This is a genomic window from Pedobacter psychroterrae (genome assembly GCF_004331695.1).
Taxonomy (GTDB): domain Bacteria; phylum Bacteroidota; class Bacteroidia; order Sphingobacteriales; family Sphingobacteriaceae; genus Pedobacter; species Pedobacter psychroterrae.
This window is the reverse complement of record NZ_SJSL01000008.1, coordinates 18,985-45,209: the sequence shown is the minus strand read 5'-3', so window position 1 is coordinate 45,209 and position 26,225 is coordinate 18,985. Positions and strand designations below refer to the sequence as shown.

The following is a 26,225-nucleotide window of genomic DNA, read 5'->3' as shown; positions in this document are numbered from 1 at the left end:
TTTAGCACTATATCAAATCACATTACTTTACCAGTATTACATCATCAAAGTAAAAAGCTTCATCCTGTTTCTCCGGGCCTTCTATCCAAAATCCCAGCTGTTTCATAGGCCCTTTTTTCCAAAGCTCAAGGGTCGTCATTGGGATTTTAAAATAAGTCCAGACACTAGCAGGCACTGTTATAGGCACACTCCTGTCCGAATTGCCATATCCCCCTGCCCTTGCATCTCCGGTTACGTACAGCGTATAATCTGCAGAAGCACCCTTCACCCAGAATGAAAGATAATTGTATTCCGGCATAGGCGCTATACCGTTCCAGTTGGCAAAACCATCTGCACTCCAGTTGCCCTTGTTATATCCAGCCTTAAAGGAGGTAGTGCCCGACTTTGCAAAGGCGGTCGACACAGATGCCGGGCCCCATGACCCATTTTCAAAGCCACTATTAAACCCTTCTGTAAAGATCTTGTACGCGTTGTCCAGGTTTACGAAAACCTGGCTGGTTGTATATGGCCCCGTAGCATTGGTAATCACCAGCTTCGCACTATTGGCAGTAGTTGCAGGCATTTTCAGCACCAGTTCCTTTTTTGTTTTAGATACAATCGTTGCCGTGGCAGTAGTCCCATCCAGGGCTACTGTAGTCACATCATCGAGGTTATTTCCCACCAGGGTAATCTCTGTCCCGTTTGTAAAATTATAGTTTGAAGCCGTGTTTACCAGCGGCAGCGCTACTACATTAAACGGCACTTTAAGCTGCACACCCAGCCTGTTGGTCAGTATGATATTCTGAGCACCGCCATTTGCGGTATCCGGTACCCTAAAAAGAATCGCATTGTCTGTATTCAGCACAGGATTGAATGAAGCAGGTACATTTCCCTTTTCAAAAACAATACTTGTCATATCTCCCAGTCCGCTGCCGGTAATGGTCAGCACCGTATTGCCGCTCGCCTTTTCAGGATCTAGCTTATTCGCTACCGGACTATTAGAGGCCTTACCGGCCGATTGCTCTTCTTTGGTACATGCTGTTATTGATAATACACCTGCCATACATGCAAACAGGAATATCTTTAAATTCTTAATCGTTCTCATATCCATTTAATTTAAATGTCTTTCTATTTATAATAAGCTACCGCAGGTTCCAGCAACAAAGGATTGATGACTGTTTCGGGCTGAGGCACCGGCAGAAAAAGTTGTTTTGCCGAAGTAAGCGCGGCCTTAAAGCTGGTCAGCTGACCATTTCCGCCTACTGTACCACGCTCCTGTGCGGCTATCATCTGTTGTGCTTTTGCAAATCCCTGTCTTTGTATGTCAAACCAATAATCGCCTTCAAAGGCGAACTCTACCTTACGCTCATGCAAAATATTGTCGAGTGTAATGCTGGTCAGGCTCACCAATCCCCCGCGGTTGTGTACGGCATTGAAGGCACTAAGGGCTGAAGCATCACTTGTAGCACCGCCACCCGCCAAAACTGACTCTGCATAGATCAGCAATACATCTGCGTAGCGAAGTATATAAGTAGACATACTGGTGTGACTGTCTGGCGTTACCAGTTCAGAGCTCCTGTTTGCCCCAACTACATATTTCTGAATGTTAGACCGCGTACCTGTCTGGATCTTAAAATCGCTGGTCGCGCCTGTGGTATCATAAGTAAAGCCATTAGGAAAGTTTTCGTTTACCCAGTCCGCCTTATGAAATCCCTGCTGCATGACAGACCAGCCTCTTCTTAAATCGCCGATAGCATATCCTGTAGCTGCATTCAGCATATCAAAAGAAGGAACAACCGCCGAATAGCCATTGCCACCCGTCGGTTTAGGTTTTAACAGAGGTTGCGGCCCCACATACAGCATGTACCTGTTCCCACCGTTCCAGCCCATTGAGGCCAGCCATCTCAAAGAAAACAGCATCTCTTTATTGTTTTTATTGGCAATATCAGAAGAGGTAAACATACCCTGATAATCAGGGTTGAGGCCTATTCTGTTGGTTGAAGTAGCATAATCCATTACCTCTTTGGCTTTCAACTTTGCGTTTTCATAGTCTTTCAGATAAAGATATACCTTGGCCAGCATGCCTTTTGCCGAATACCTGGTTACGCGGCCATCCTGTGCAGCGATCTCCGGCAGGTTTTCTTCTGCAAATTTCAGGTCTTCTATCGCAAAGCGAAGCACGTCCTTCTGCAGGTATTTAGGGGTCTGTGGTGTTCCTGCTTTTGTCAGGTTCACCGGATTGTCTACTATAGGCGCATCACCAAAAGCACGGCCAATATAGAAATAGGCAAATCCGCGGATAAACTTAGCTTCCGCAATCCCTACATCCAGAAAAGCCGGGTCGGATACCGTTGCTTTTTTGTCTTCAAAAGTATGGATCAATACCGAAGCTTGTCCCGCCGCCTTATAGCAGGACTTCCAGGTATCCATTACCAAACCATCGGTACTCTGGATATTGAAGTTATAAAATGAATTGTACTGCGCATTGCCCTGCACACCAGTTACTGTTCCGCCCAGTACATCTCCTACAGAGATAAAGGCCTTGTCAGACCAGTCGTTCCATACAGAGTTGTACAGCAGTCCCGTCGCCCCGTTTACCTGGGCTGCATTGGTATAATAGTTTTCCGTGGTCGGCCCCGTTTCAGAGGGGTTGTCCAAAAAGCTTTTTTTACAGGACACCGCCAGTAATGCTGCTGCGAAAAATATGATTGTAAAATTGGTTTTCATTTCCTTGGTTTTAATAGGTTAGAATTCGATGTTAGTGCCCAGCGTAAATGTTCTCGGAACCGGATAATGTCCATTGTCAATATTCATGAACCGGACATTGTTGTTCATCGCACCCAGCTCCGGATCGTAACCTGAATAATTGGTAAATGTGTACAGGTTCTGCACAGAAAGATAGAACCTTGCATTGTTCACCTTCACCTTATTGATCAGGGATTTCGGCAGACTAAAGCCTAGTGCCACATTCTGTATCCTCAGGTAAGAAGCATCTTCTATATAGCGGTCAGAGATCCTGCTATTGTTATTATGCCATTGGTTGTAACGCGGCATGTCCCCGTCCGGATTGTTGGCACTGTACCTGTTCAGCACAGTGGTCAACTGATTGTTGTAAGCTGAACTGAGCGATTCAGTCTGCCTGCGGCTGTAATTGAAGATATTTCCTCCCTGACTGCCATACAGGAACACAGATAAATCTATTCCTTTCCAGCTGAAAGTATTGGTAAACCCATACGTAAAATCAGGGTTGGGATTACCGATCACGGTAACGTCCTGATCATTTACTACATTGTCGCCATTCAGGTCTTTAAACCTAACATCACCCAGCCATAAACTTCCCGGAGCTATAGACAGACCATAATCAACGCCATTGTTCAGCTCTTCCTGTGACCTAAACAGTCCATCAGTTACATAACCATAGAATGCCCCAAAAGGACGTCCCTGCTGGGAAAGTGTAACCAATGATTTGGTGCCATACTCATCAAACATCCCTGTAATGGTCGCTTCAGGCTTGTTCATACTATTCAGTACGTTTTTATACCTGCTGAATACAATGTTCGTTTTCCAGCTAAAATCGTTCTTCTGTATGTTGTAAGAAGTCAGCCCTATATCAAAACCGGTATTGGTCATCTTCCCGTCGTTGGTTCTTGGTGTTTGGATGTCATTCCATGCCGTACCAAGTCCGGAGAAGGCTTCTACCTGTGTGGCCAGCAACATATCTGTTGTTACTTTTTTATACACATCCAGGCTGAATTCCAGTTTCTTATTCCACGTCGTGACATCCACGCCTCCGTTATAAGTCACGATCGATTCCCAGGTAATAAACGGATTGGCCACGTTAGATGGCAGTCCGCCTGCACCAAAAGGTGCAGTACCAAACAGTGTAATATTGGCCGAATACAAGTTGGCGCCACCAGCATCCTGTCCGCCTACTTCTCCATATCCTGCTCTGAATTTTAAATAATTCAGGTACTTATTGTCTTTCAAGAACGATTCATTACTTACAGTCCATGAGGCCGATACCGCAGGGAATGTTCCCCATTTTTGTCCATCCCCAAAGGTGGACGATCCATCACGCCTTACTGTTCCGCTGATCGCATAGCGGTTGTCATAGGTATAGTTCAACCTGGCAAATACAGATTCCATGCTCCATACGCCTGCTCCTGCTCCTATTCCCTGGGTCAGCCCTGCATCACCGGCATTTAAGCTCGGCAGGTTTAGTACCAGGTCATTCCTGTTGGCATTGATGTAATCGTATTTAGACCGTTGCGCCTCATGCCCCAGCGTAGCACCTATATTGTGTTTGCTAAAAGTTTTGTTGTAACTGGCATAATTCTTCAGGGCCCAGTAAAGGCTGTTATTTCTTTGCTCCCTTAATCTTGATGGACTCAGGATGATTGCATTGGTTGTTTCATTTTGTACAAATGGCTGGAATGCCTTATCACTGCTCAAGCTAAAATCAAAGTTACCCTCCGACCTCAGTACCAGTCCGTCAATAATGTTGATATCTGCATACACAGTTCCAAAAACTTTAGAGGTCTGGTTGGTCACATCGCGCAGGCTGGCCAGTGCCACCGGGTTATTTGGATTACCAAACGTACTGCCGCCAATTACATTTTGAGAAATGAAATTGCCGTTGATATCTCTAACAGGAGTAGCGGGACTATTATACAGCACCGTACTTGTTACAGCATCAAAGCCGTCTGAAAGTCCTATCTGCTGATCGCTTCTGGACAAACTGGTAGTAATCCCTGTTTTGAGCCATTTCGTAGCCTGATGGTCTACATTGGCGCGCAAAGTAACCCGCTCAAACCCTGTTTTGATGAGCGTTCCTTCCTGTTCAAGGTATCCTCCGGAAAAGTAGAACTGCGTTTTTTCAGATCCTCCCGAAAATGCCAGCTGATGGCTCTGCGTAAATCCTCTGCGATAAATCTCATCCTGCCAGTCTGTTCCTGTGCCCAGCAAAGAAGGGTCCCTGAACTCGCCAATGCTGTCCAGTCCGCTTCCAGGTACTGCCCTGATTTCCCCTACCAGCGAATTCATGTATTCCGCATTCTGACGAAGGTTCATGACAGAAAGCTTTTTGGGGATCTCGGCCATCCCCACATAAGAATCATAAGAGATCTTACCCTGGTTGGCCCTGCCGCGTTTGGTATTGATCAATACCACGCCGTTTGCTCCCCTTGCTCCATAAATGGCCTGGGCAGAAGCATCTTTTAAGATATCTATTGTTTCTATATCTGCCGGATTCAGCGTAGCCAGTACACTCTGTCCCGTCTGACCTGATCCGCCACCTAGAAAATTCTGTTCAAGGGAAGTGCTTTTGGCGCCCATCGGCACCCCGTCTATTACGTATAGAGGTTCATTGTTGTCGCCTACTTTGGTCAGTCCCCTGATCCGTACCGAAACACCGCCTCCGGGCTGACCGCCATTGTTGGCGATCGTGACCCCTGCTACTTTCCCCTGAAGGGCCTGATCTATACCTGCTACCGGCAAATTCTTCAGGTCTTTTTGAGATACCGAAGAAATGGAAGAGGTCAGTTCAGATTTCCGCAGCGTACCGTAGCCTATTACTACTACATCAGACAATGTGGAAGTAGAAGAAACAAGGTCGGCATTGACCACATCTTTACTGCCCACCGTAATCTCCCGCGGAGTCATCCCTACATAGGAAAATACCAGCACACTGGCATTGGAGGAAACCATAATGGAGTACTTACCTTCTGCATTGGTCAATGCGGCAGTTTTAGTTCCTTTCACCGATACTGCTGCACCGGGCAGGGTTGTCCCGCTTTCATCGGCTACAACTCCGGTCACAATTCTTTGTTCAGTGCTTTGTGCATAGACGGAACTGGAAATCCCGAATAGCATAAAAATCATGAATAGAATTAAAATCAATTCATTAGCGCTCGTTCTTGTCGTTTTCATTTTTGCTTGTCATATTTGGTTAGGTTGTTGACAAACCCAAGGGATGGGTTTATGGAATATAAAACTAGAAAAATAGGACTATCGGATTGCTAAAAAAGGGGGGCTCAAATGTTAACCCTTATAAAAAAGGCTTATAATTCCACTGTATCCTTGTTTTCCGCGTATTTTGAAGGGAGTATATCAAACTCTTCTTTAAAAGACTTGACAAAATTCTTGGTAGTCTTAAATCCGACTTTATAACAGATCTGGGATACGGTCAGCTTTCCCTGTTCCAGCAGCTGAGCTGCTCTTTTTAACCGATATGATTTGATGAATTCCAATGGTGTTTTACCTGTCAGCGCCACAATTCTCTTATACAGCGTTACCCTGCTTACCAGCATCAGGTTGCTGAGCATATCCACCGAAAAATTACTGTTGTCTATGTTCTTTTCTATCTCCTGAAGCACATGCTGAAGAAACTGCTCATCCGGACTTTCTGTCTGTACCGTTACCGGGTGGACTTCTACCTGCTTCTGATACAGCTTCCTGTACGATTCCTGTTGCACCAATATGTTCCGGATCTTTGAATTGAGGATCTCAAAGCTAAACGGCTTGGTCATATAATCACTGGCCCCTGTTTCCAAACCCGTCAGTTCCTGCTCTTCACCCGTCAGTGCGGTCAAGAGTATCACCGGAATCTGCGTAGTCCTGGAATCACCCTTAATCTTTTTACAGAGTTCTATGCCTGACATTTCCGGCATGGAGATGTCACTCACCACAATACTTGGGTGATAAAACAGGGCTTTCTGCCAGCCATCCTTACCATTCCCTGCCTCTATCACGTTAAAATCTTCTTTCAGGTTGTCCTTCAGGTAGAACCTCAGGTCTACATCATCTTCCACAAGCAGCACGGTCGCCTTTTTTGAAGAAATAGTAACTTGCTGTAGAGCAGATGCATCTTCATCTGCTATCAGGTTATCGACAAAATTTTCAGGCGACTGGCTTTGACTGCGCAGTTCTTCAAAAGGCAATAGAATGGTAAAGCAACTGCCCACATGCTCATCGCTTTCCAGGTGAATCTCGCCACCGTGCAGCTTCACAAATTCCTTGGTGATGGCCAGGCCTATCCCGCTTCCCTGGTTGATGATGGAATCAGGAATGTCGTTCTGAAAAAAACTCTCAAAGATCTTCTCCTGCTTTTCTTTTGGGATGCCGATACCTGTATCCCTTACCCTGATCTCTACCATGTACTGGTCTATCATGATACAGTCAAGCGAGACATTTACTTTCCCGTTATCCATCGTAAACTTAAAGCTGTTGGACAGCAGGTTAAACAGTATACGCTCTATTTTATCATGGTCAAAGTTTACCTTCAGCTTCTCGTAAGTAGCATTAAAAGTAAGCTGGATATTTTTTTTCTCGGCAATATCCTTAAAAGAATAGGTGATGTCTCTGCTAAAGGCAATAATGTCTCCTGGCCGCTTCTGCAACTTAATCTCTTTCAGTTCCATCTTTCTGAAATCCAGCAATTGGTTTACCAGGTTCAGCAGCCGCTTTGCATTCTTTTGTATCAGGGAAATCTGCTCCTTCAAGTTGTTGTCGCTGACCCCTTTCAGCAACTTCTCTATAGGAGCCAGTATTAGCGAAAGCGGTGTTCTGAACTCATGGCTTACATTGGTGAGAAATTTGATCTTCATGGCATCCAGTTCTCTGTACCGCATCACTTCCATTCTTTCATTGTCTATCAACCGCTGCGCTTCCTTCTTTTCCTGCTCGGCCGCAAATTGTGATTTCAATTTATGAATTCCTCTATGTCTGAAATAATACAGCGCTCCGCCGATGATCAGCACATAAATAATATAGGCTAATGTAGAGGTATACCAGGGGTTTAAAACTGTTATGTGCAAGATCACAGGCGCTGCCTGAACAATCCCTTCTGCATTGGAAGCCCGGACTTTAAAAATATACTTGCCCGGATCAAGGTTTGTATAGGTAGCTTTCCTGACATTGTGTTCTGAAGAAATCCAGGTTTTATCGAATCCCTCCAGCATATACTGGTGTTTTACTTTATGGGGGCCGATATAATTCAGCGATGCGAATTCAATTGTAAACACATTCTGGTCGTGATTCAAGGTAATGTCCTTCGTATCGAAGATCGACTGCTCCAGTATCGTTCTGCCATCTACCACAGAATTGGCTGTTACGCTTTTATTAAACAGCTGAAAATCGGTGATAAACAATTTAAATGCATGGTAATTAGTTTTAATTGAGGATGGCTGAAAGATGTTGATCCCATCCGGCCCACCGAATGCCAGTTCACCACTGCGCAACTTCATCGAAGCAATCCTGTTAAACTCCCGCCCTTGCAGGCCATCATTTTCATCAAAGTTCTTGAAAACTAATTGCAATTTATTGCCATACCTCACGGAGATCTTCGACAGACCGTTAGAGGTACTCACCCAAAATGCGCCCTGATTGTCCTCCTGAATGTCCATAATGTTATTGTCAGGCAAGCCATTCTCTAACGTGTAGTTCTGAAAGGTTTTTTTGGCCGGATTATAAATACTGAGCCCATCCCTGGTACCAATCCACAGGTAGCCTTTACTGTCTTCAATAAAACTATTGATATTGTCATTGATCAGACTGTTGTCGTTGTTAGCATCATTTATCAGCCTGATGAACTTCTGGCTCCCCTTTGGCATTACATTCATCCCATAGGATGTACCTATCCAGATGTTCTGATGCGAATCCTCTATGATCTTGAATACATAATCTGAACTGATCAGATTTTGATGCTGGTTATACCTCTTAAATTTCTTTGTTTTCCTGTCAAACTGGTTGAGTCCGCCTCCCATGGTAGCTATCCAGAACCTGTTGGATGAGTCTTCCAAAAAATCGGAGACTTTGTTGTCACTCAAACTTTCGGGATCGGTGGCGTCATATTTGTAATGCGTGAACTTACCATTGTCCAGGTAGTCGAAACCACCGGTATAAGTACCAATCCACAGCTTTTCAAACCGGTCAATATAGATAGCAACCACGGCATCATGCGACAGGCTGTTGGGATTTGAGGGATCATGCCTGAAAGAGCTAAATTTATTGGTGGCACGGTTGTAATAAACCAACCCCCTTCCATTTGTGCCTATCCAGATATTGCCCAGCTTATCTTCTACCATCCGGTTTACATCACTGTAAATTAAACTGCTTGGATCTGATGAATGCTTTATCAGGTTAAATTTGATGATGTCAGGATGATAAAAACTGATCCCCTTTCTAAAAGTACCGATCCATACGATCCCCAGGTTATCGTAGTAGATACTGGAAATGTTATTCTGGCTCAGACTTTTATTGTCATCTTCATTGTTCAGGATGTATTTTACACTAAAATCCTTCTTGTCTACCAGGTTGATGCCCCCGTGATCCGTACTGATCCAGATACGGTCTTTATTGTCCTGTATGATACCGGTCACGATATCAGAATTAAGCCTGGCCACATCTGAATTTCTGCTAAGCTTTTTTAGGATATTTCTGACCGGGTCGAAATAATAGATCCCGGTAGAGGTAGAGATGTCGTACACCCAGATCAGTCCCTGACGGTCTATAAAAATCCGGTAGGCATCACTTTCCCGGTTAGAAAACCTGCTGGAAAGATCTATTCTCTGGGTAATGTTGCCCGTATTCTTTTTGAACATCTCCAGCGTTCCGTCGGCATGGATCATCCATACATTACCGGCCTGGTCTTCAGAGAGGTCTATTACCGGACTTGCCGCAATGCTGTTGTCACGCCTGATCTCATGTTCTATCCGGATCGTAGTTTTCGACCCGGAGTCATACCGGTATACGCCAGTTGCAGTAGGGATAAACCAGAATATACCTGATTTTCCTTTTTTCAGCATCCTGACAGCACTTTCATGTATGCCGTATTTTTTAAGCTCAGGCTGTATATTGTGATCAAACAACTCTGTATCAGGATCATAAATATTCATTCCGGCCCTTGTTTCTATCCACAGTTTATTATCCGGCCCTTCTGTAATGCTGCGCACATCACTATCGCTTATAGTAGATTTATCCTTGATCTTATGCCGGTATATTTTAAAGTTATAGCCGTCATAGCGTGCCAGTCCCGACAATGTACCCAGCCAGATAAAACCCCTTACATCCTTATAAAAGCAATTGACCTGATTATGTGGCAAGCCATTATTGATATCCAGATGGGAGAATTGGTATTGATTGTACTGGGCAGCAGCCGGCAGACCAATGCATAGCCACACTATCCATATACAAACTCCTGTGATCAATCTAGATTTCATTCCTGCTATTTGGCTGCTGTTGGTCAATTTACGAAAATAATTACCGCTATCACATCTCTGTTATTCTTTATAAATGTTTTTAAGGTCCTTTTCAAAAAGCGTATAGGGATCGTCGTAGAACTTCTTAAAGTCGGGTATGTTTGGATGGCCGGGGTACGGGGCGTAGTAGTGCGTGGGGCTGCTGATGTCATTGCGCCATACGAGCACATAGCTCATTTTTATCTTTCCGCTTTTCATTACCTTGAGCAGCACATCGTTCCACCAGTTGGGATTGACCAGTGACTCCAATCCTGTTTCGGTAAAGGCGGCCAGCTTCCTGTTCTTTTCTGCAAATGCAGATACAATCTGCAATTTCTTTACCGCAGCATCCAGATTATATTTGCCGTACCTGCCCATATCGCCATAGTTGTCCATCCCCAGCATGTCTACCCATTCATTGCCCGGATAGCGCTCCGTATATTTTTCTTCCGTGTCAAAGATGTTATCAGGAGAAAAGGCATAGATGAAATTATGCACCCCGGCAGTATCTCTCAGGTATGAAACCGTAAATTTCCACAATGCTTTAAATTCATCACTTGTGCAATGCGAACGGCCCCACCAGAACCAATCGCCGTCAAATTCATGAAAAGGACGGAAGATCACCGGAACCAGTTCCCCATTTTTTCCTTTCAGGCTCTTTGCCCATCCGGCTACATCATCCAGAATGGCCTTGTATTTCCCATGTGCTTCGCCTCCAGGTATAATGTACTTTACCGCGGGCAGTGAAATGGAATCTTTCCAATAGAACGCGCCACCCGATACCGGATTAGAAAAATGCCAGGCTACAGTAGTCACACCGCCCCTGTTGTAGGTATCCGTTACATTTTTTCGCAGCTGCTCTTTTGTTTTCGCTATTTCAGCCGGCGACCGTCCCGATAAACCGGATATGTCTACCCCTATTACCCCAGGGTGATCACCTACTACTGATTTTACGTCAGAGCGGTTGGCCTCGCCGGACCAGCCCTTTCCATATTCTGTAGCATGCTGGTGCCCAAACAGGGTATGTTTTTCTGACAGTTTATGTAGGTTTTTAAATAGTGCTTTTGTCTCTTTTGTTGCCATGCGATCAGTCAACGTCATCTGTTGCGCACATCCTGCACTGGCACATAGCAACATCATTACCGGCAATAAATACTTCACATTCATATATTAAATTTACTAATTTTTTAAAGAAGGCATTTCATCAAGGGTGATCACATAGCTGCTGGCAAACATCTTTTTCCACAGGTCGAGGGAATTGTGCGCACTGTTTCTCGTAAAATCTCCATACCAGGGCATAAACCAGGACCATGCCGCAGCATCTTTGGTTAAGTTAGCCACATCCGGCATGGAGCCGCACTCACTAATCGCTACCATTTTTTTACTGCCATAAAGCGCATTCAGGGCAGTAAATTCAGCTACTTGTGAACCATGATCGCCTTGTTTGTAAATATCTCTTCCTATGATATCTACGTACTGATCACCAGGATACCAGGCATCGTCGTTGGGTTCCCTGGTCCACACCCAGATTAAGTTGTTCAGCTTATGGTGGTTAACCATACGGTCGTACATTACCTGATACAGCTTTTTGCAGGCTGCGGCACCTTTGGCACCCCACCAAAACCATCCTCCGGCGGCTTCATGCAACGGCCTCCAGATCACCGGCACCTTATCTGCCTGCAGTTCCTTCAACAGTCCTGAAATATAGTCAATGTCAGCGATCATCGCTTTATATTCCGCCGACTCAAGGTCATTGATCTTAGAGATATCAAACGTAGTCTTGTCTGTATAAAATTCTTCGGTCTTTCTGGAGGGGTCACGCCAATGCCATACGAAAACCGGTATGCCATTTCTGAGCCAATATGCTTTGGCATCTTTGATAGGTGCCTTGTTATCATACCAGTTATAATTCCTGTTGCAGTGCATGAAATCCAGTCCAATGATGGCGGGTTCCTTGCCGGTATTGTCTTTCAGCCATTTGGTCTCATCAAAGCTGTTCAAGGTCATCACCCCCGACAGCACCTGCTTACCATAGTTTTCTTTAAGAAACTGATACAGCTTATTTGCTTCAAATGAAGGACTGGGAGTTACTAAAGTGGCATTTATGTTAAAGCGTTCTGTCACCACTACCGGCTTTTTTTCTTCGGCAGGGGTACTTGATTTCTTACAGGAAGAAGCTGCGATAAAGAATATGCAAAACAATACTAAGTGCTGCTGCAATTTGAATGACCTCATGTTTATATTGGTTAGCTATAATTGAAGTCATAAAAATATTGTTTAGATACACCTGAATTGATTAGAAATAGGGTGTCAAATGTTAAAAGGTATCGGGAAAATCTTTTGCAGATCAGTAGGCATAGCAATTATCAGCTCAAATACCAACAAATAACAGAATCCGGGGAATTAACCGGTGAATACCTCAGCCAGTATTTCGTACGAACGTAACCTGGCCGGATGGTCATATATATGCGATGAAGCCATGATCTCGTCTACCTGGGTCTGCTCCAGAAATTGTTGAAGATCCTGCTGAACGGTCGCTTTACTGCCAATGAAAGTGCATGCCAGCATTTGGTTCAGTTGTTCTTCTTCATAGTCTGACAAGATCCCTTCCATGCTGTCTACCGGAGGCGGCAACAGTTCCCGTTTTCCGGTAATCACGCCCTTAAACAGCTGATAAAGTGAAGTGGCCAATTTATTTGCTTCGCCATCCGTATCCGCCGCCACTACATTGACACATGCCAATACGTAGGGTTTGTCCAGATATTGGGATGGGCGGAAGTTTTGTCTATATATGTTAATGGCAGTAATAAACTGTGCAGGAGCAAAATGACTGGCAAATGCATAGGGCAAACCCATTGATGCAGCCAGATGCGCACTATCTGTACTCGAACCCAATATCCAGATAGGAATATCCAACCCTTCACCCGGAACAGCCCGCACGCTACTGCTGCTGTTTTCTGCAGAAAAATACTGCTGAAGCTTTTTTACATCCTGCGGAAAACTCATGGCCGACTGCAACCGCGGCTCACCCCTGATGGCCATTGCGGTTACCTGGTCCGTACCTGGTGCCCTGCCCAGTCCCAGATCAATACGACCGGGAAACAGCGACTCAAGTGTACCAAACTGTTCGGCAATCACAAGAGGAGAATGATTGGGCAGCATAATCCCTCCTGAACCAACCCTCATGGTTTTCGTACCTGCAGCAATATGCCCAATCACTACTGATGTAGCCGAACTCGCCACACTGATCATATTATGATGCTCAGCCAGCCAATACCGGTTATAACCCCAGCCCTCCACATGCTGTGCCAGGTCTAAACTCGTCTTAAATGTATCTGCGGGTTTCTTGCCCTGTATAACAGTAGCAAGATCTAATAAGGAATAGGGTGTAGTGCTGAGTGATTTCTTCATGAGGTAATTGTCAACTTCAATGTTATGACAACGCAACAAAATTACTGCCTATTCCAATCAAAACACTGTCGATTTAAGGATATGACGCTAAACTTACAACCATGCGCTGGCTACTTCTGCGAACCCGCTCTGGCTAAATCCTGTTAACCTAAATATTGAAAATAGCTACTTCAGCCCGCGCACCAAATCTTATTGGAACAATGCTTGTCCCGACTCCTTTGGAAACATACATTTTAGTCCGGCCTAGATCATACCATCCTTTTAAATACCTGCCACTTCCCTGGGGCTTGAATGGTACAAATCCCAGTACATTTATCTGACCACCATGGGTATGTCCGGACAGAATTAAATCAGGTGCGGGGTAGCTATCTAAGCCTGCAATTATATCAGCGGAATATTCAGGGCAATGGTTCAATACAATATGATAATCACTTGGCTTGTATTGCAGCAAGGTTTTAGTGATATCTGCACTGCCGCTGATAAAATCATCTATGCCTGACACGAGAACCGTTATTCCTGATACCTGATATTGGACTGCCTCATTAACTAAAAGATCACAGTTATGTCTTTTGTAAAGCGATTTAAGTTCAGTCAGATCTATTCCACTCCAATGCTCCCAGTTTCCTACGATCGCGGCCTTTTTAATGGCCGGGGATAGCAGCTGCATAAATTCTTCAAGAATATGGAGATTAGCTGCATTATCAACCGAGTCGCCCGTTATAAACAGCAAATCGGGCTTCACCTTGTTCACTTTACGAGCCAACCGCTTCAATTGCCTATTCACTGAATTAAGGTGCAAGTCCGATATTTGCATAATTTTAAGCCTGCCTTCCCGACCCGACTTAGGCGTTAAGCTATATTCCTTGAACTCAATAAAAGCTTTCTCAAACCAGAAAGCATCTAAAACGATCAGTACAAATGCAGTAAGCATTCCGCTCAGGATAAATTTGCGCCGTGTCCAGTTCATGTTGAGCTTTTGATGTCCGATAAGCCCATAAGTTACAGAATGAATATATATCCACACTGCTATATCCACCCTGCTCAAAGAAAAATCAGTGTCTCAGAGAAGACATAGGAAATTGCGCGCTCCTTCAACGCGCGATATCCAGTCTTCGAAGAGATCACTTATTTTTCAATTTTAAATTACGATATTCACAATCCTCCCCTTCACCACAATCACCTTCTTCGGTGCCTTGCCTTCCAGGTATTTCTGCACATCCTCGTTAGAAAGCACAGCAGCTTCAATCTCCGCAGCTTCCAGTGAAAGACTCAAATTCAGGTTCAGCCTAGTCTTGCCATTTACCGAAACCGGGTAACTAAACTCATCCTCTACCATGTATTCCGGATTAAATACCGGATATTTCGCAAACGACAAACTTCCCGCTTCATTCCCCAATAACGACCAAAGCTCTTCACAAATGTGCGGTGCATAAGACGAAAGTACAATCACCAAATCTTCCAGTACCTGACGGTTCTTACACTTCAGATCCGTTAACTCATTTACCGCGATCATAAAACTCGACACAGAAGTATTGAAAGAAAACCTGTCAATGTCATCCTGTACCTTTTTAATGATCTTATGCAAGGCTTTCAGTTCGGCTTTAGCAGGAATATCGTCTTCCACATTAAACACCCATTGATCATTGTGGAACAATCTCCAAAATTTACGCAGGAACTTAAACACCCCTTCAATACCATTGGTATTCCATGGCTTGCTCTGTTCCAGCGGACCAAGGAACATTTCGTACATCCTCAAGGTATCAGCACCATAATTCTCGATCAGCACATCAGGATTTACTACGTTGAATTTAGACTTGGACATCTTTTCAACCTCCACTCCACAGATATACTTACCATTTTCAAGAATAAACTCTGCGGCGGCAAACTCCGGTCTGAACAATTTGAATTTCTCTATGTTCAGCACCTCATTCTCTACTATGTTTACATCCACATGTAATGCAGATGTTTTATATTCTTTTTTCAGTCCCTGGGACACAAGCGTATTGGTACCTCTGCCTTCCTCATCCACCACACGATAGACAAAATTACTCCTGCCCTGTATCATTCCCTGGTTGATCAGCTTCTTGAACGGCTCTTCTTCCTGCACATAACCCAAATCTTTCAAAAACTTATTCCAGAAGCGGCTGTACAATAAGTGACCCGTAGCATGCTCCGCACCACCTATATACAGATCCACATCCTTCCAGTACGCGATGGCATCTTTCGACGCAAAATCCGATGAATTCTGTGCATCCATATACCTGTACCAGTACCAGCTGGAACCTGCCCAACCTGGCATGGTGCTCAGTTCATACTCATACTGATCATCGTAACTCCAGTCTTCTGCCCTTCCCAATGGCGGCTCTCCCGTCTCGGTTGGCAAATATTTATCTATTTCCGGAAGCACCAAAGGCAATTCCTCTTCCTTCACCAAATAAGGCAAGCCATCTTTAAAATATACAGGAATTGGCTCTCCCCAATAACGCTGGCGACCAAAAATAGCATCGCGCATGCGGTAATTTACTTTTGCTTTACCCACACCCTGCTCTTCCAGCCATGCATTTAGCGTAGCTGTAGCTTCCGCATAAGTCATCCCATTGATAAAACCGGAATTGATATACAAACCTTCTTTAGTAGCATCAGCCTGAACTTCAATATCCTTCTGCCCATCCAGGATCTGCACGATCTGCAAGCCAAAATGCGTAGCAAACAACCAGTCGCGCTGGTCGCCACTTGGCACACCCATCACCGCACCGGTACCATAACCCGCCAGTACGTAATCTGCTATCCAAAGCTGCACACGCTCGCCGCTAACCGGATTGATCACATAACTGCCCGTAAAAGCACCTGATACTGTTTTGATATCGGCCATACGGTCAAGCTCAGATTTCTTCTTAGTCTGTGCTATATACCCATTCACTGCTTCCAGCTGCGCCGGCGTAGTCAATGCCGTAACCAGCTCATGCTCTGGGGCCAACACCAAATAAGAAACCCCAAATATGGTATCTACACGGGTGGTAAACACCTCTATATAATCTGCAGACAAAACCCTGTCCGCATCAGCATTGTCTATTTTAAACCTAACCGAAGCACCCACACTCTTACCGATCCAGTTGCGCTGCATCTCCTTAACCGGCTCAGGCCAGTCTATCGTGTTCAACCCCTGCAATAAGCGCTCTGCATAAGCCGAGATCCGCATGCTCCACTGCATCATTTTCTTTTGCTCTACCGGATGCCCGCCACGCTCAGAGTATCCGTCCTTCACCTCATCATTGGCCAGTACGGTACCCAGTGCCGCGCACCAGTTCACCGTACTCTCACGCAGATAAGTCAGCCGGTATTTCAACAACTCTTCCTGCCGCTCTTCATCCGTCATGGTCGCCCAGTCGCTCGGCATAAAAGATTTTACTTCTTCATCACATACCGCCCTTACATCGGCACTGCCTGATGCATTGAACTTCTCTATCAAAGTGGTAATATCTTCTGCACGGTCAGTCTCCAGGTTATACCAGGAGTTGAACAACTGCATAAAGATCCACTGCGTCCATTTATAATATCCCGCATCGCTGGTGCGCACTTCGCGGCTCCAGTCGAACGAAAACCCAATCTTATCCAGCTGTGTCCGGTACGTATTGATGTTTGTTTCAGTAGTCAATGCCGGATGCTGGCCTGTCTGTATCGCATACTGCTCAGCCGGCAATCCGAATGAATCATATCCCATCGGGTGCAACACATTGAACCCTTTCAATCTTTTATACCTTGCAAATATATCAGAAGCAATGTACCCCAACGGATGGCCCACATGCAGTCCCGCACCTGACGGATAAGGGAACATATCCAGCACATAAAATTTAGGCTTTGTAGTATCTTTCTCTGCTTTAAACGTCTGGTTTTGAGCCCAGTGTTTTTGCCACTTCTGCTCTATTTCTCTAAATTGGTAATCCATTGATGATTATATTATATTTACGCTGCACAGCGTGATTTATCTTTCTTAAAAAAATTTAATGGGCAAAAATAGGTAATTATCGACTGGTTTGGAAGGGATTAGTAAAAGTGTTTGCAGGCAGACAACAAAAGTGTTTGCTGCCAAACAACAAAATTTATTTATTCAACTTAAAATTAAACAGAAAGTGTCCTGGCGCTTTATTTTCCGGCGCATTATAAATACTATGCTTCCCGGAAATAAAATAAGCAACTATACAAGCAACCGTGATGTATAAACAACCTGAAATACCAAACAGCTCAGCCCCCATCACCATACAGGCAAGCGGCGTTTTTGCAGCTCCGGCAAATACAGCAACGAAGCCCATTCCTGCCAGCAGGCCAACGGGTAATGGCAATACCGCAGCCAATGCGCTACCCAAAACAGCCCCGATAAAAAACAGCGGTGTCACTTCTCCCCCTTTAAATCCCATGCCGAGCGTGATAGCAGTCAGCAATATTTTGATCATAAAATCCTGCGGAGCGGCAGGCACAGTAAAAGCATCAAGGATAACAGGAATACCCAAGCCTATGTACTTATGCGTGTCCAGCAGCAGCACCAAAACCAAAATCAGTATACCCCCGACTACCGGCCGCAGTGGCGGATATTTAATTTTCTTAGCCAAGCCTGAAACCTGCTCTGTAGTCCTTACAAATAAAATAGCCGCTATTCCGAAAAGAACACCTGCCAAGGTGCTCGAACCCAAACCCATAAAGCTAACTTTAGGCACAACATCAATGTGGTAATGCGTATGCCCCACTCCCCAAAGCCCGGTAACATAGGCCGCCAGGTAAGCCGCAATAACCGCAGGAACAACTGCCTTATAAGGAAATTTATTGATCAGCAGCACTTCTATCCCAAAAATTGCACCTGCCAGCGGGGTTCCAAACACAGAAGCGAAACCGGCACTTAAGCCAGCTTTCAGCAGTATGGTACGCTCTTCTGACGTTAATTTAAAGGGCTTGTGCAATTGATCTGCGGCAGCGGCCGACATCTGCAAAGCCGTACCTTCCCTGCCTGCGGAACCGCCAAACAAATGTGTAACCAGCGTACCGGCCAGGACCAATGGTACCATCCTGAAAGGGATCACATCTTTGGGATTGTGAACTGTATCAAAAACGAGGTTATTGCCACGAACCACACTTACCCCCTTGTAATGGTAGGCCAGTCCAATGATCAGTCCGCCTAAAGGCAATAAATAAATCAACCATTTATGTGCTTCGCGGTAGTCGGTAACCCAATTAAGAGATTCCAGAAACAACGCAGACAATGTTCCCGCAGCGATTCCGGTTAGGAGTAACAGCACAATCCACTTAAAGAGCGTAAAGAAATAGGTATTTAAATTTTGCATCCGGATAGTAAGGATTTCAAACTTAGATAATTGATATTACATCCGCAATTGAATAAAAATATTCGGGATGTGTTTTTCATCAAAAATGCGTAATTTAGTATGCAGCAAAAAAAGTATTATAAGCTAAATTTGTATAGCTATAGACGGATGAGACAGCGCTCGACATGCGCTTTACCAGAGTTGTATGTGAGTCCGGTCTGAGTGCCGAGTGAGTCCGGTGTGAGTCCGGTTTTTTCAAGTAAAAACCGGACTCACACCGGAGGTATAGCTTAATTACACGGGACTCATATACAACCTTGATACAACACTCCCACTACTGCCTTGCAATGCCAATGAAATAATAAAAACGCAGAGGGATAAATAAATCACGGAATGAACCGTTATTAAGGAGACGGGCTGTAAGGCAAATTTACATATTAACTCGATAAAAGCCATATAATTTAATTTACTGGCTTATATTTTTTATTTTCGCAGATATAAAAACAAGTATATGGAAGAATTTGAAGTAAGCGATGCTTCTAAAAAGACTAAAACCATTTATATTTCTACCATCTTTAGTATAGCTTTGGTTTTATTAATGCTGGGCATGCTGGGCTTAATACTAGTGCATGCAAAGAACCTTTCCAATTACGTGAAAGAGAACATTGTACTGAACATCATAGTAGATGAGGGTGCGAAAGAAACAGATGTACTGCAGTTTCAGAAAGAACTGAATGCAAACCCTGCCATAAAAACCACGCAGTATGTAAACAAGGAAATGGCCGCAAGGAACCTTACCAAAGACCTGGGCGAAGATTTCGTTAATTTCTTAGGTTACAACCCGCTACGCTCTACTTTTGATGTCTATCTGAAAGCAGATTATGCAAATAACAAAAGCATTGACACACTTAAAGCTGGCATTGCACAAAACCCCCTGGTTAAGGAAGTGATCTATCAAAGTTCTTTAATCGACATGGTGAACAAGAACATCAACACCATCGGACTGATCATTCTGGGTTTTGCAGTGATCCTGTTGGTGATCTCGATAGCACTGATCAACAATACGATCAGGCTGGCCATTTATTCTCAGCGGTTTTTAATAAAAAGCATGCAGCTGGTGGGCGCTACAAGGGCATTTATCCGTAAGCCATTTATTTTACTGGCGGCATTGCACGGACTGATTGCAGCGTTTATTGCAATACTGATCTTGCTGGGCATATTGTATTATGCACAAAAAGAGATCCCTGAAATTGTGATCCTTAGAAATTATACTGAATTTGGCATTGTACTGCTTGGTCTGGTTGGCCTGGGGATATTTATTACGGCCATCAGCACTTCATTTGCAGTGAGCCGGTATTTACGTTTAAAAATTTACGACCTTTACAGATAATGGCAGAAAAAAGATCAAACCCTGCAACGCAGGAAACTAAAACAGAACTTGTATTTACAAAGAAAAACTACCAGTTATTGCTAATCAGCATTGCGATAGTGGTGGTAGGCTTTGCCTTGATGATCGGAACTACAGACATCTATGATTTCAGAAAAACTACCCTTGCCCCTATGACGGTGCTGGCAGGTTTTGGATTCGGAGTGTATGCCATCTTAAAGAAATAAGCAGGTTTAATGGATTATTTACAAGCCTTTATTCTCGCTGTAATAGAGGGCCTGACTGAGTTTTTGCCTGTTTCTTCTACAGGCCATATGGTGATTGCCAGTTCCTTTATGGGAATAGGCCATGATGATTTTGTGAAACTTTTTGAAGTAGCCATCCAGTTGGGTGCCATACTTGCTGTGGTGGTCCTTTACTGGAAAAAATTCTTTGATTTCAGCAAATGGCAGTTTTATGTAAAACTGATCATTGCCGTGATCCCTGCTTTGTTCTTCGGGTTTTTACTCAATGATTTTATTGACAATACACTGGGCAATCCGATATTTATTGCAGTAGTTTTGCTGCTGGGTGGTATAGTACTGTTGTTTATAGACAAGTTTTTCAAAAACCCGCAGATAGAGAAGGAAAGTGATATCAGCAACCTCTCTGCCTTTAAGATTGGTTGTTTTCAGGTACTTGCGGTAGTATTTCCGGGTCTGAGCAGAAGTGCGGCAACCATCATTGGTGGTATGCAGCAAAAGCTGACAAGGCATGCTGCAGCGGAATTTTCATTCTTCCTGGCAGTACCTACTATGTGTGCTGCCACAGGATATAAGCTACTGAAAGGGTATGAACTGCTGAATGCTGAAAATATCAAGCTGCTGCTGTTCGGAAATGTAGTTGCATTCATCGTAGCCATTATCGCCATAAAATCTTTCATAGGCTTCTTGTCCAAACATGGCTTCCGCATTTTCGGCTGGTACCGGATCGTGCTGGGCATAGTGCTGCTGGGACTGTACTTTGCAGGTGTAGAAATGAATGTGATGTAATGATAGAGAGAGAATTTAATTTTGCCGAAGGTGAGTTATTGCTGATCAACAAGCCCTATAAATGGACCAGTTTTGATGTGGTTGGCAAGATCAGGAATTCGCTGAAACCGCTGAAACTTAAAGTAGGCCATGCCGGGACTTTAGACCCACTGGCTACCGGACTGCTGATCATTTGCACAGGCAAACTGACCAAACAGATCGATACTTTTCAGGCAGAGGAAAAAGAATATACAGGCACAATGGTACTGGGCGCTACGACTCCTTCATTTGACATGGAAACGGTGACAGACCAGGAATTTGCACTGGAAGGCATTACTGAAGCCGATATTTACGCGGCCACTGCAGCCTTTACCGGGGCTATACAACAATATCCACCTGCTCATTCGGCAGTAAAGGTAAATGGGGAGCGGCTATATGTAAAGGCCAGAAGAGGCGAGGAAACTGAACTCAGGTTGCGTGACGTAACAGTCAGCGTATATGAGATCACAAGGGTCGCATTGCCGGAGGTAGACTTTAGAATTGTCTGCAGCAAAGGCACCTATATCCGTTCGCTGGTATCAGATTTTGGAAAACAGCTGAACAACGGGGCATATCTTTCTAAACTAACAAGAACAAGAAGCGGTAATTTTTTACTGGAAAATGCCTATGAAGTGGCAGATTTAGTAAATTACCTCAGGAATAACCGGGAATCGCTTAATTCAGCCATAGAATAGTATGCATACTCACTTCAAAAACAGAAACATTAGGTTTACCAAAGATATATTTCTGATTACCTGTGGTATCATTTCGGCTTGTTTTGGACTGAAGAGTTTCCTGATGCCCAACGGCTTTATTGATGGCGGGGTAACGGGCATCTCCCTGCTGACAAGTACCCTGACAGGTTTGAAACTCTCTTACCTGATTGTCATCATCAATATCCCTTTCGTGATTCTGGGTTACAAACAGATCGGTAAAGGCTTTGCCATTAAGACTTCTATCGCGATTACGGTACTTGCCGTGATGCTGGTGACGGTGCCGTTTGAGCCGATTACGCACGATAAATTGCTGATTGCCTTTTTTGGGGGATTGTTTTTGGGTGGCGGCATCGGACTGGCCATGCGCGGAGGATGTGTCATTGACGGCACGGAGGTGCTGGCATTGTACATCAGCAGGAACAGCATGCTGACGGTGGGTAATATCATACTGATCCTCAACATTGTGATCTTTGCATTTGCTGCTTATTTTTTAAATATCGAGACGGCTATGTATGCCATCCTGACCTATCTTTCTGCCTCAAATACCATTGATTTTGTAGTCAACGGTCTGGAGCAATATACCGGGGTCACCATCATTTCGGATAAAAGCGAAGAGATAAAATCCTATATCATAGACAATATGAAACGTGGGGTGACTATTTATAAAGGCGAGGGCGGATACGGGATAAAGAAGGACATAGACATTTTGTATACGGTAGTGACCAAACTGGAAATGAGTAAGCTGCAGGGCGAAATAAGACAGATAGACCCCGATGCTTTTGTGGTACAGCAGCAGATAGCTGATATAAAAGGCGGCGTGGTAAAACGCCCGTCGCTACATTAAACCTGACACGATCATTCTTAATAAGATTATCTTTTGAAAATATACAATCACTTTTCCGAATTTAAAAGGCTGTCAAATGCAGTGGCCACAATAGGTACGTTTGACGGGGTGCATTACGGACACCAGAAGATCATAAATAGACTGTGTGAACTGGCTAAATCTACTGGCGGAGAAAGTGTGATCCTTACCTTTTTTCCGCATCCGCGGTTGATCATAGATCCGGAAAACCAGGATATGAAAATGATCAATACAATCAATGAAAAGGCAAAGATATTAGCGGGCTTGGGTGTAGACCATTTGATCATTACGCCGTTTACGCGTGACTTTTCCAATTTGACCCCGCAGGACTATATAAAGGAGATCCTGGTAGAAACGATTGGGATAAAACAACTGATTGTGGGTTATGACCATCGGTTTGGGAAGGACAGGAAGGGAGGTCTGACAGAGCTGGAAGCATTCTCTGGTAGGTATGGTTTTGAAATAGAGCAGATACCGGAACAGGACATCAATGATGTAGCAGTCAGTTCGACCAAAATCAGGCAGGCACTGTTGAATGGTAAGGTTGCTTTGGCGGCGGAATACCTGGGTTATCATTTTTCGCTGAGCGGAAGGGTAATAAAAGGAGATAAGATAGGCAGGACCATCGGCTTTCCTACGGCTAATATCTTTATTGAGGAAACGTATAAGCTGATCCCTTCGGACGGCATCTACGCGGTAACGGTAGCATTAAATGGCGGCTTGTATAAGGGAATGGCTTATATTGGTCAGCGGCCTACTATAAACGGAATGACCAGGAACATAGAAGTGAATATATTTGATTTTAGCCAGGAGATCTATGGACAGGACATTACCATGAATTTTTTGCAGTTTCTGAGGGAAGATGTAAAATTTACAGGTCTGGAAGCTTTGAAAGAGCAGCTTCATAAAGATAAAGAAGCTACATTGAGTTACTTCGAAAAAGCACCCTAACCCTTAGTCCCTGTCATTTTCGGGATAAAAAAAACCTCTTTTTTTGTATATTACCGCAAAACCCTTTTGCATGATACATCTTCCAGATTTAATAGCCGATTTAGGACTTATACTTGCAGCTGCCGGATTTACAACCCTCGTATTTAAAAAGATAAAACAACCGCTGGTTCTGGGCTATATATTAGCCGGGATACTTGTCGGGCCTTATCTTGATTTCCTGCCTACGATAAGTGACAGCAAAAGTATTGAAATCTGGGGAGAAATAGGTGTAATTTTCCTGCTTTTTAGTCTGGGCCTGGAATTCAGCTTTAAAAAGCTAGTTAAGGTAGGTGGATCAGCTTCCATTACCGCTGTCGTTAAGGTCGTTTTTTTGATCCTGGCAGGTTATGGTGTTGGGAAGATGATGGGATGGGCTGATATGGACAGCCTATTCCTGGGGGGAATTTTGTCTATTTCTTCTACTATGATCACTTTGAAGGCCTTTGAAGAACTAGGCATTAAACATAAAAAATTTGCCGGTCTGGTTTTTGGGGTTCTTATAGTGGAAGATTTGGTAGCGATTTTACTTCTGGTACTTTTTTCCACTTTAGCGGTAAGCCAGCAATCTGCTGCAAATGAAATGCTGCTATCTATACTAAAACTCGGCTTCTTTTTAGTGCTTTGGTTTCTTGGCGGGATATTCCTCATTCCTACATTCCTTAAAGCAACCAAAAAGTTGATGAACGATGAAACCATGCTGGTTGTATCATTGGCATTATGCTTAGTAATGGTGATGATCGCAGTAGAAGTAGGTTTTTCTCCGGCGCTTGGTGCCTTTATCATGGGATCTATTCTTGCTGAAACGACTCAGGCAGAAAGAATTGAACATCTTACTAAATCCGTTAAGGATTTGTTTTCCGCTGTCTTTTTTGTATCTGTTGGTATGCTGATAGATCCTGCTATGCTAACCAAATACGCCACACCCATCATTTTGGTTACCCTTGTTATAATCTTAGGTAAGATTATTTTTACCATATTGGGTGCATTACTGGCCGGACAACCGTTAAAAACATCTGTACAGACCGGGATGAGTTTGGCCCAAATTGGTGAGTTTTCTTTTATCATCGCTACCCTTGGAGCAACATTAAAAGTTACTAGTGATTTCCTGTATCCAATCGCTGTTGTCGCAGCGGCAATTACTACCTTTACCACCCCCTATCTAATAAGACTTTCTGATCCTTTTCATAATTTCCTTATAAAGATACTTCCTAAAAAATGGCTTGACGCTATTGGAAGGTACAGTTCTGGAACACAAGGCATTACCACACTGAGCGACTGGAAGGTATTACTTAAATCTTATGCTTTCAATACCATTATCCACTCTGTAATCCTCACCGCAATTGTGATGTTAAGTTCGCGCTACCTCCAGCCTTTTGTCACTGAAAAACTGATAAACGGGCACAAGGGAATTATTATCAGCCTGGTGGCAAGTTTGATATTTATGACCCCTTTCTTATGGGCACTGGCCATCAGGAGGATTGAAAGGAAAGCTTATACGCATCTGTGGCTGAATAAAAAATATACGCGGGGGCCTTTGGTTGCCATTGAGTTTTTACGTATTGCACTGGCCATCTTCTTTGTTGGCTTTTTGATCTATCAGTTTTACAGTACCTGGGTGGCCCTTACCATTGGACTGTTCCTGATGGTGTCGGGTATGTTTATTTTCTCCAGAAAACTTCAAAGTTTTTATAACAAGCTGGAAAGCAGATTTTTATTGAACCTGAATGCCAGAGAGGCACAAAATGAACAGCCGGAAATACTTCCATGGGATACCCACCTTGCGGAACTTACGGTAGCGCCCGAATCCAAGTTGGTAGGCCAGACACTGATAGCGCTATCTGTAAGAGAGAAATACGGTGTAAATATAGCCATGATAGAAAGAGGCAAGATCATGATCCCTACGCCCAACAGGGATGAACGGCTATACCCGCATGACAAAGTGATGCTGATCGGTACTGACGATCAGCTGGCCGCTGTAAAAGAGATGTTTGAAGGCTCCGTTAATGAGCATGCGGAGATTAGTTTTCCAAAGGAAGATATGTCTTTGCAAAAGATAGTGATCAACAGCAGTTCGCCGGTATTTGGTCAAAGTATCCGGAATTCGGGAATAAGAGAGACGACACAGGGCCTGGTGGTGGGTATAGAACGAAAAGGAGAGCGCATCCTTAATCCCGACTCCACACTGGTATTTGAGAACGGCGATGTAGTATGGATAGTGGGCAACAACAAAAAGGTGCCTAATTTGCTAAAGCCAAGTACAAATCCCTAAATTGCTACTTCAATA

17 protein-coding genes are annotated in these 26,225 nt (G+C 44.1%); 7 read left to right on the top strand and 10 right to left on the bottom strand.

Annotated elements, in window-relative coordinates:
• Nucleotides 1-22: 22 nt before the first annotated feature.
• The 10 genes from EZ437_RS19310 to EZ437_RS19265 form a co-directional block, all read right to left on the bottom strand.
• Nucleotides 23-1,084, bottom strand: coding sequence for an IPT/TIG domain-containing protein (locus tag EZ437_RS19310; protein WP_131597717.1), 1,062 nt, complete (start codon nt 1,082-1,084; stop codon nt 23-25).
• Between the two features lie 23 nt (nt 1,085-1,107).
• A complete protein-coding gene (locus EZ437_RS19305; protein WP_131597716.1) occupies nt 1,108-2,706 on the bottom strand; it encodes a RagB/SusD family nutrient uptake outer membrane protein in 1,599 nt (532 codons plus the stop codon).
• A gap of 18 nt (nt 2,707-2,724) precedes the next feature.
• The gene (locus EZ437_RS19300; protein WP_225869629.1) at nt 2,725-5,907 is read right to left on the bottom strand and encodes a SusC/RagA family TonB-linked outer membrane protein; all 3,183 of its coding nucleotides are present in this window, start codon (nt 5,905-5,907) and stop codon (nt 2,725-2,727) included.
• Nucleotides 5,908-6,038: 131 nt separating this feature from the next.
• Nucleotides 6,039-10,196: a hybrid sensor histidine kinase/response regulator transcription factor gene (locus EZ437_RS19295; RefSeq protein ID WP_131597715.1), complete on the bottom strand. Its 4,158-nt coding sequence runs from the start codon at nt 10,194-10,196 to the stop codon at nt 6,039-6,041.
• Between the two features lie 60 nt (nt 10,197-10,256).
• Nucleotides 10,257-11,375 (bottom strand): glycoside hydrolase family 26 protein, encoded by a 1,119-nt coding sequence (locus EZ437_RS19290; protein ID WP_205942766.1) that lies wholly within the window; start codon nt 11,373-11,375, stop codon nt 10,257-10,259.
• A gap of 18 nt (nt 11,376-11,393) precedes the next feature.
• On the bottom strand, nt 11,394-12,449 hold the full coding sequence (locus EZ437_RS19285; RefSeq protein WP_131597713.1) for a glycosyl hydrolase: 1,056 nt from the start codon (nt 12,447-12,449) through the stop codon (nt 11,394-11,396).
• Nucleotides 12,450-12,617: 168 nt separating this feature from the next.
• Complete coding sequence (locus EZ437_RS19280) at nt 12,618-13,625, bottom strand: LLM class flavin-dependent oxidoreductase (protein WP_131597712.1); 1,008 nt, start codon at nt 13,623-13,625, stop codon at nt 12,618-12,620.
• A gap of 148 nt (nt 13,626-13,773) precedes the next feature.
• Nucleotides 13,774-14,592, bottom strand: a complete 819-nt coding sequence (locus tag EZ437_RS19275) for a metallophosphoesterase (RefSeq protein WP_131597711.1) — start codon at nt 14,590-14,592, stop codon at nt 13,774-13,776.
• A gap of 171 nt (nt 14,593-14,763) precedes the next feature.
• The gene (leuS, locus tag EZ437_RS19270; protein WP_131597710.1) at nt 14,764-17,571 is read right to left on the bottom strand and encodes a leucine--tRNA ligase; all 2,808 of its coding nucleotides are present in this window, start codon (nt 17,569-17,571) and stop codon (nt 14,764-14,766) included.
• 154 nt (nt 17,572-17,725) lie between these two features.
• The gene (locus tag EZ437_RS19265) at nt 17,726-18,958 is read right to left on the bottom strand and encodes a chloride channel protein (protein ID WP_131597709.1); all 1,233 of its coding nucleotides are present in this window, start codon (nt 18,956-18,958) and stop codon (nt 17,726-17,728) included.
• Between the two features lie 490 nt (nt 18,959-19,448).
• On the opposite strand from EZ437_RS19265, the gene EZ437_RS19260 reads away from it, so the two are divergent.
• From EZ437_RS19260 to EZ437_RS19230, 7 genes are all read left to right on the top strand, one after another.
• Nucleotides 19,449-20,327 carry a cell division protein FtsX gene (locus EZ437_RS19260; RefSeq protein ID WP_131597708.1) on the top strand — a complete coding sequence of 293 codons (879 nt, stop codon included), beginning with the start codon at nt 19,449-19,451 and terminating at the stop codon, nt 20,325-20,327.
• Nucleotides 20,327-20,551 carry a DUF3098 domain-containing protein gene (locus EZ437_RS19255; protein ID WP_131597707.1) on the top strand — a complete coding sequence of 75 codons (225 nt, stop codon included), beginning with the start codon at nt 20,327-20,329 and terminating at the stop codon, nt 20,549-20,551. The genes EZ437_RS19260 and EZ437_RS19255 overlap by 1 nt, the downstream gene beginning before the upstream one ends.
• 9 nt (nt 20,552-20,560) lie before the next feature.
• Nucleotides 20,561-21,355, top strand: a complete 795-nt coding sequence (locus tag EZ437_RS19250) for an undecaprenyl-diphosphate phosphatase (protein WP_131597706.1) — start codon at nt 20,561-20,563, stop codon at nt 21,353-21,355.
• The gene (truB, locus tag EZ437_RS19245; RefSeq protein WP_131597705.1) at nt 21,355-22,068 is read left to right on the top strand and encodes a tRNA pseudouridine(55) synthase TruB; all 714 of its coding nucleotides are present in this window, start codon (nt 21,355-21,357) and stop codon (nt 22,066-22,068) included. The genes EZ437_RS19250 and truB overlap by 1 nt, the downstream gene beginning before the upstream one ends.
• A gap of 1 nt (nt 22,069) precedes the next feature.
• On the top strand, nt 22,070-22,933 hold the full coding sequence (locus tag EZ437_RS19240) for a YitT family protein (protein ID WP_131597704.1): 864 nt from the start codon (nt 22,070-22,072) through the stop codon (nt 22,931-22,933).
• 33 nt (nt 22,934-22,966) lie between these two features.
• Nucleotides 22,967-23,902 carry a bifunctional riboflavin kinase/FAD synthetase gene (locus tag EZ437_RS19235; RefSeq protein WP_131597703.1) on the top strand — a complete coding sequence of 312 codons (936 nt, stop codon included), beginning with the start codon at nt 22,967-22,969 and terminating at the stop codon, nt 23,900-23,902.
• 70 nt (nt 23,903-23,972) lie between these two features.
• On the top strand, nt 23,973-26,210 hold the full coding sequence (locus EZ437_RS19230) for a cation:proton antiporter domain-containing protein (RefSeq protein WP_131597702.1): 2,238 nt from the start codon (nt 23,973-23,975) through the stop codon (nt 26,208-26,210).
• The last annotated feature ends 15 nt before the right edge of the window (nt 26,211-26,225 follow it).

Coding starts and splice junctions, on each gene's coding strand:
- EZ437_RS19305 (WP_131597716.1), bottom strand. CDS start 2,706: ATGAAAACCAATTTTACAATCATATTTTTCGCAGCAGCATTACTGGCG.
- EZ437_RS19255 (WP_131597707.1), top strand. CDS start 20,327: ATGGCAGAAAAAAGATCAAACCCTGCAACGCAGGAAACTAAAACAGAA.
- EZ437_RS19260 (WP_131597708.1), top strand. CDS start 19,449: ATGGAAGAATTTGAAGTAAGCGATGCTTCTAAAAAGACTAAAACCATT.
- EZ437_RS19230 (WP_131597702.1), top strand. CDS start 23,973: ATGATACATCTTCCAGATTTAATAGCCGATTTAGGACTTATACTTGCA.
- EZ437_RS19280 (WP_131597712.1), bottom strand. CDS start 13,625: ATGAAGAAATCACTCAGCACTACACCCTATTCCTTATTAGATCTTGCT.
- truB (WP_131597705.1), top strand. CDS start 21,355: ATGATAGAGAGAGAATTTAATTTTGCCGAAGGTGAGTTATTGCTGATC.
- EZ437_RS19295 (WP_131597715.1), bottom strand. CDS start 10,196: ATGAAATCTAGATTGATCACAGGAGTTTGTATATGGATAGTGTGGCTA.
- EZ437_RS19285 (WP_131597713.1), bottom strand. CDS start 12,449: ATGAGGTCATTCAAATTGCAGCAGCACTTAGTATTGTTTTGCATATTC.
- EZ437_RS19250 (WP_131597706.1), top strand. CDS start 20,561: ATGGATTATTTACAAGCCTTTATTCTCGCTGTAATAGAGGGCCTGACT.
- EZ437_RS19265 (WP_131597709.1), bottom strand. CDS start 18,958: ATGCAAAATTTAAATACCTATTTCTTTACGCTCTTTAAGTGGATTGTG.
- EZ437_RS19240 (WP_131597704.1), top strand. CDS start 22,070: ATGCATACTCACTTCAAAAACAGAAACATTAGGTTTACCAAAGATATA.
- leuS (WP_131597710.1), bottom strand. CDS start 17,571: ATGGATTACCAATTTAGAGAAATAGAGCAGAAGTGGCAAAAACACTGG.
- EZ437_RS19275 (WP_131597711.1), bottom strand. CDS start 14,592: ATGAACTGGACACGGCGCAAATTTATCCTGAGCGGAATGCTTACTGCA.
- EZ437_RS19310 (WP_131597717.1), bottom strand. CDS start 1,084: ATGAGAACGATTAAGAATTTAAAGATATTCCTGTTTGCATGTATGGCA.
- EZ437_RS19300 (WP_225869629.1), bottom strand. CDS start 5,907: ATGAAAACGACAAGAACGAGCGCTAATGAATTGATTTTAATTCTATTC.